Genomic DNA, 5,769 nt, shown 5'->3' with positions numbered 1-5,769 from the left:
TGACGAAATTGCGAAAAAGGGGTTGCGGGTGTTTGGTGTTATCCGTAAATACCCCCTCACCGGCGGCGCTGAGGCGCACAACGGGACGCCAGACGGGGCGACGGACTGAGGTTCGGGAGTTTCGGAAGGCACACAATATGAGGCAGCTGATACGGGTTGCGCCATAAGAGAATTGGCGCTTCCGGTTGATTTTGTCTCTCGGGTTATCTGATCCGGACGTTATTTGACATTGATAAAGACACTGAAGAGATATGTGGGCGGTTTGGTTCATTCGATGAACAAACAACTGCACATATATCCACGCTCTTAGGCTTCGGCCGATGATGGAGTGTCAGCTTCACTGTTTGTCGGCTTTCGGTATCTTTTGGTACTGATGTCACAAACAGAAGTAGGTCCGACCAGCCGGTTGGACCGGAAATTGTCCTGACCTTGCCAGGTTGGGACACAGTATGTGCAGAGGTTCGAACGTCAAGGATAAGCTGGTAACAGCTTTTCAACTTGAGAGTTTGATCCTGGCTCAGAACGAACGCTGGCGGCAGGCCTAACACATGCAAGTCGAGCGCACTCTTCGGAGTGAGCGGCGGACGGGTTAGTAACGCGTGGGAACGTGCCCAGATCTAAGGAATAGCCACTGGAAACGGTGAGTAATACCTTATACGCCCTTCGGGGGAAAGATTTATCGGATTTGGATCGGCCCGCGTTAGATTAGATAGTTGGTGGGGTAATGGCCTACCAAGTCTACGATCTATAGCTGGTTTTAGAGGATGATCAGCAACACTGGGACTGAGACACGGCCCAGACTCCTACGGGAGGCAGCAGTGGGGAATCTTGGACAATGGGCGCAAGCCTGATCCAGCCATGCCGCGTGAGTGATGAAGGCCTTAGGGTCGTAAAGCTCTTTCGCCAGAGATGATAATGACAGTATCTGGTAAAGAAACCCCGGCTAACTCCGTGCCAGCAGCCGCGGTAATACGGAGGGGGTTAGCGTTGTTCGGAATTACTGGGCGTAAAGCGCGCGTAGGCGGACTATTAAGTCAGGGGTGAAATCCCGGGGCTCAACCCCGGAACTGCCTTTGATACTGGTAGTCTAGAGTTCGAGAGAGGTGAGTGGAATTCCGAGTGTAGAGGTGAAATTCGTAGATATTCGGAGGAACACCAGTGGCGAAGGCGGCTCACTGGCTCGATACTGACGCTGAGGTGCGAAAGTGTGGGGAGCAAACAGGATTAGATACCCTGGTAGTCCACACCGTAAACGATGAATGCCAGTCGTCGGGTAGCATGCTATTCGGTGACACACCTAACGGATTAAGCATTCCGCCTGGGGAGTACGGTCGCAAGATTAAAACTCAAAGGAATTGACGGGGGCCCGCACAAGCGGTGGAGCATGTGGTTTAATTCGAAGCAACGCGCAGAACCTTACCAACCCTTGACATCCTGTGCCACTTCCAGAGATGGAACGTTCCCTTCGGGGACGCAGTGACAGGTGCTGCATGGCTGTCGTCAGCTCGTGTCGTGAGATGTTCGGTTAAGTCCGGCAACGAGCGCAACCCACATCCTTAGTTGCCAGCAGTTCGGCTGGGCACTCTAGGGAAACTGCCCGTGATAAGCGGGAGGAAGGTGTGGATGACGTCAAGTCCTCATGGCCCTTACGGGTTGGGCTACACACGTGCTACAATGGCAGTGACAATGGGTTAATCCCTAAAAACTGTCTCAGTTCGGATTGTCGTCTGCAACTCGACGGCATGAAGTCGGAATCGCTAGTAATCGCGTAACAGCATGACGCGGTGAATACGTTCCCGGGCCTTGTACACACCGCCCGTCACACCATGGGAGTTGGTTCTACCCGACGGCCGTGCGCTAACCCTTTTGGGAGGCAGCGGACCACGGTAGGATCAGCGACTGGGGTGAAGTCGTAACAAGGTAGCCGTAGGGGAACCTGCGGCTGGATCACCTCCTTTCTAAGGATATCTCTAGATGATTGGTTCGCCAATCACGTGAGATACTTAGCAACAGATCGGTACCTTTGCCGATCTATATCAGACGGACCAGGCCGTCCTCATATCTCTTCAGGAAAAGCTAGGCTTTGCGGGTTGCCCGCGAGGTTTTAGGCAAGGGGCCTTAGCTCAGCTGGGAGAGCGCCTGATTTGCATTCAGGAGGTCAGGAGTTCGATCCTCCTAGGCTCCACCACTGCACGGCCCGACAAGAGAATGGGTCGGTAGCTCAGGTGGTTAGAGCGCACGCCTGATAAGCGTGAGGTCGGAGGTTCAAGTCCTCCTCGACCCACCATTCTACGATTTGATCGTTAAGCACCAAGTTGGTTCTTAGCCATCCAATCGGATGAATACTTCTTCGGAAGTTTTGACATCGTTTAGAGAGATACAAATAACGACACTGTTGAGTGCCATAAGTCTTTGGCAGTCTCAGTTCGGTGCTCTTCGGAGCAAGCTTTTGACGGATCCTTTCCTCGGGTCCCCAGAGGTATGCCGGCTGAAACGACAGTGTTGTCCAAGTCAAGTACACTAACCCGAGCAACCAAGCGGTTGCTCAATGTTCTTCTTCCTCCACACGGGTCCGACCGACATCGGAAGTGTGGGTTCCAGGAGGAAGAGCGGGAAAAGTATGACTTTTGGTTCAGAAACAGGACTGCATTGCTTGCCAGCTTATGCGGTCACGTCAGACGCAAGTCTGTCTCTTTCTGGATCAAATCAAGCGCGAGAAGGGCGTTTGGTGGATGCCTTGGCAGTAAGAGGCGATGAAAGACGTGATACTCTGCGATAAGCCATGGGGAGCTGAGAATAAGCTTTGATCCATGGATCTCTGAATGGGGGAACCCACCTGACAGTTCCTTGTTGTTACCTTTGGTAGTCAACAAGTTGCTGAAACAGGTACTTAAGACCTGAATACATAGGGTTTTAAGAGCAAACCCGGGGAACTGAAACATCTAAGTACCCGGAGGAAAGGAAATCAATTGATACTCTGCTAGTAGCGGCGAGCGAACGCGGACCAGCCAAGCCTTGAGAGTGACCAGAACATGTTGGGAAGCATGGCCATAGCGGGTGACAGCCCCGTATGGGAAGCTCGATGGGATGTATTAAGTAGGGCGGGACACGTGAAATCCTGTCTGAAGATCGGAGGACCACCTTCGAAGGCTAAGTACTCCTTACTGACCGATAGCGAACCAGTACCGTGAGGGAAAGGTGAAAAGCACCCCGACGAGGGGAGTGAAACAGTACCTGAAACCGAACGCCTACAATCAGTTGGAGGCCCCTTGAGGGCTGACAGCGTACCTTTTGTATAATGGGTCATCGACTTAGTGTATCTAGCAAGCTTAAGCCGTTAGGTGTAGGCGCAGCGAAAGCGAGTCTTAATAGGGCGATTGAGTTAGATGCATTAGACCCGAAACCGAGTGATCTAGGCATGACCAGGCTGAAGGTAAGGTAACACTTACTGGAGGGCCGAACCCACATCTGTTGAAAAAGATCGGGATGAGTTGTGCCTAGGGGTGAAAGGCCAATCAAACTCGGAGATAGCTGGTTCTCTGCGAAATCTATTTAGGTAGAGCGTCATCCGAATACCCCGGGGGGTAGAGCACTGGATGGGTAATGGGGCCCCACAGGCTTACTGATCCTAACCAAACTCCGAATACCCGGGAGTACTAGATGGCAGACACACTGCGGATGCTAACGTCCGTAGTGGAGAGGGAAACAACCCTGACCTACAGCTAAGGCCCCTAATTCATGGCTAAGTGGGAAAGCAGGTGGGACGACCAAAACAACCAGGAGGTTGGCTTAGAAGCAGCCATCCTTTAAAGATAGCGTAACAGCTCACTGGTCTAAATAAGTTGTCCTGCGGCGAAGATGTAACGGGGCTCAAGCCATGAGCCGAAGCTTAGGATAGTCACTTTTGTGACTGTGGTAGCAGAGCGTAGTGTGACATAGTTCCTATCCTCTTTAGCGATCCTCGGATCGCCTTGGAGGATCAAGGAGCTTTCGATGAAGCCGGGGCGTGAGCCATCCGGTGGAGAGATCACTAGTGAGAATGATGACATGAGTAGCGACAAAGAGTGTGAGAGACACTCTCGCCGAAAGTCCAAGGGTTCCTGCTTAAAGCTAATCTGAGCAGGGTAAGCCGACCCCTAAGGCGAGGCCGAAAGGCGTAGTCGATGGGAATCCGGTTAATATTCCGGAGCCAGATGGTAGTGACGGATTGTGAAGGTTGTTCCTCCTTATCGGATTGGAGGGGCCGCTAATCAGTCCCTGGAAATAGCTCCATCATAAGATCGTACCCTAAACCGACACAGGTGGACTGGTAGAGCATACCAAGGCGCTTGAGAGAACGATGTTGAAGGAACTCGGCAAAATACCTCCGTAAGTTCGCGAGAAGGAGGCCCAGTTTCTACGCAAGTATTGGCTGGGGGCACAAACCAGGGGGTGGCGACTGTTTACTAAAAACACAGGGCTCTGCGAAGTCGCAAGACGACGTATAGGGTCTGACGCCTGCCCGGTGCCTGAAGGTTAAAAGGAGGGGTGAGAGCTCCGAATTGAAGCCCAGGTAAACGGCGGCCGTAACTATAACGGTCCTAAGGTAGCGAAATTCCTTGTCGGGTAAGTTCCGACCTGCACGAATGGCGTAACGACTTCCCCGCTGTCTCCAACATCGACTCAGCGAAATTGAATTGCCTGTCAAGATGCAGGCTTCCCGCGGTTAGACGGAAAGACCCCGTGCACCTTTACTACAGCTTCGCACTGGCATCAGGCACAACATGTGCAGGATAGGTGGTGGGCTTTGAAACCGGGACGCCAGTCCCGGTGGAGCCTCCCTTGAGATACCACCCTTGTTCTGCTTGATGTCTAACCGCGGTCCGTTATCCGGATCCGGGACCCTGCGTGGCGGGTAGTTTGACTGGGGCGGTCGCCTCCTAAAGCGTAACGGAGGCGCGCGAAGGTTGGCTCAGAGCGGTCGGAAATCGCTCGTTGAGTGCAATGGCAGAAGCCAGCCTGACTGCGAGACTGACAAGTCAAGCAGAGTCGAAAGACGGCCATAGTGATCCGGTGGTCCCGAGTGGAAGGGCCATCGCTCAACGGATAAAAGGTACGCCGGGGATAACAGGCTGATACTGCCCAAGAGTCCATATCGACGGCAGTGTTTGGCACCTCGATGTCGGCTCATCTCATCCTGGGGCTGGAGCAGGTCCCAAGGGTACGGCTGTTCGCCGTTTAAAGAGGTACGTGAGCTGGGTTTAGAACGTCGTGAGACAGTTCGGTCCCTATCTGCCGTGGGTGTAGGATACTTGAGAGGAGTTGCCCCTAGTACGAGAGGACCGGGGTGAACGATCCACTGGTGGACCAGTTGTTATGCCAATAGCAGTGCTGGGTAGCTATGATCGGACAGGATAACCGCTGAAGGCATCTAAGCGGGAAGCCCCCCTCAAAACAAGGTATCCCTGAGGGCCGTGGTAGACCACCACGTCGATAGGCCGGAGATGTAAGCATGGTAACATGTTCAGTTGACCGGTACTAATGGCCCGATAGGCTTGATTTGATCCAGTAAAAGACAGACTGGAAATCAAAAGCATACACACAACTTGACTTGGTTATTTGGTCCTTTCTCGGTTTGGTGGTCATAGCACGAGTGAAACACCCGGTCCCATCCCGAACCCGGCCGTTAAGCACCGTCGCGCCGATGGTACTGCGTCTCAAGACGTGGGAGAGTAGGTCACCGCCAAACCTAGTAAGAACCAAATAACAAATTTGTACCTCTCTGAATGA

At 52.9% G+C, this 5,769-nt stretch carries 2 tRNA genes and 3 rRNA genes; all 5 read left to right on the top strand.

Annotated features, from left to right (window positions below):
- Positions 1 to 494 precede the first annotated feature (494 nt).
- The 5 genes from MK745_RS19520 (at position 495) to rrf (ending at position 5,728) form a co-directional block, all read left to right on the top strand.
- A 16S ribosomal RNA gene (locus MK745_RS19520) occupies positions 495 to 1,958 on the top strand.
- A gap of 154 nt (positions 1,959 to 2,112) precedes the next feature.
- A tRNA-Ala gene (locus MK745_RS19515) sits at positions 2,113 to 2,188 on the top strand.
- 22 nt (positions 2,189 to 2,210) lie between these two features.
- Positions 2,211 to 2,287: transfer RNA gene (locus MK745_RS19510), tRNA-Ile, on the top strand.
- Between the two features lie 417 nt (positions 2,288 to 2,704).
- Positions 2,705 to 5,542 (top strand): 23S ribosomal RNA (locus MK745_RS19505).
- 71 nt (positions 5,543 to 5,613) lie between these two features.
- A 5S ribosomal RNA gene (gene rrf, locus MK745_RS19500) occupies positions 5,614 to 5,728 on the top strand.
- Together the 16S, 23S and 5S rRNA genes with 2 tRNA genes alongside form the textbook arrangement of a ribosomal RNA operon.
- The last annotated feature ends 41 nt before the right edge of the window (positions 5,729 to 5,769 follow it).

The sequence above is a fragment of the Shimia aestuarii genome (assembly GCF_022814865.1).
Lineage (GTDB): Bacteria > Pseudomonadota > Alphaproteobacteria > Rhodobacterales > Rhodobacteraceae > Shimia > Shimia aestuarii_A.
The sequence above is the reverse complement of the archived record's forward strand: the minus strand, read 5'-3'. Positions and strand labels throughout refer to the sequence as shown.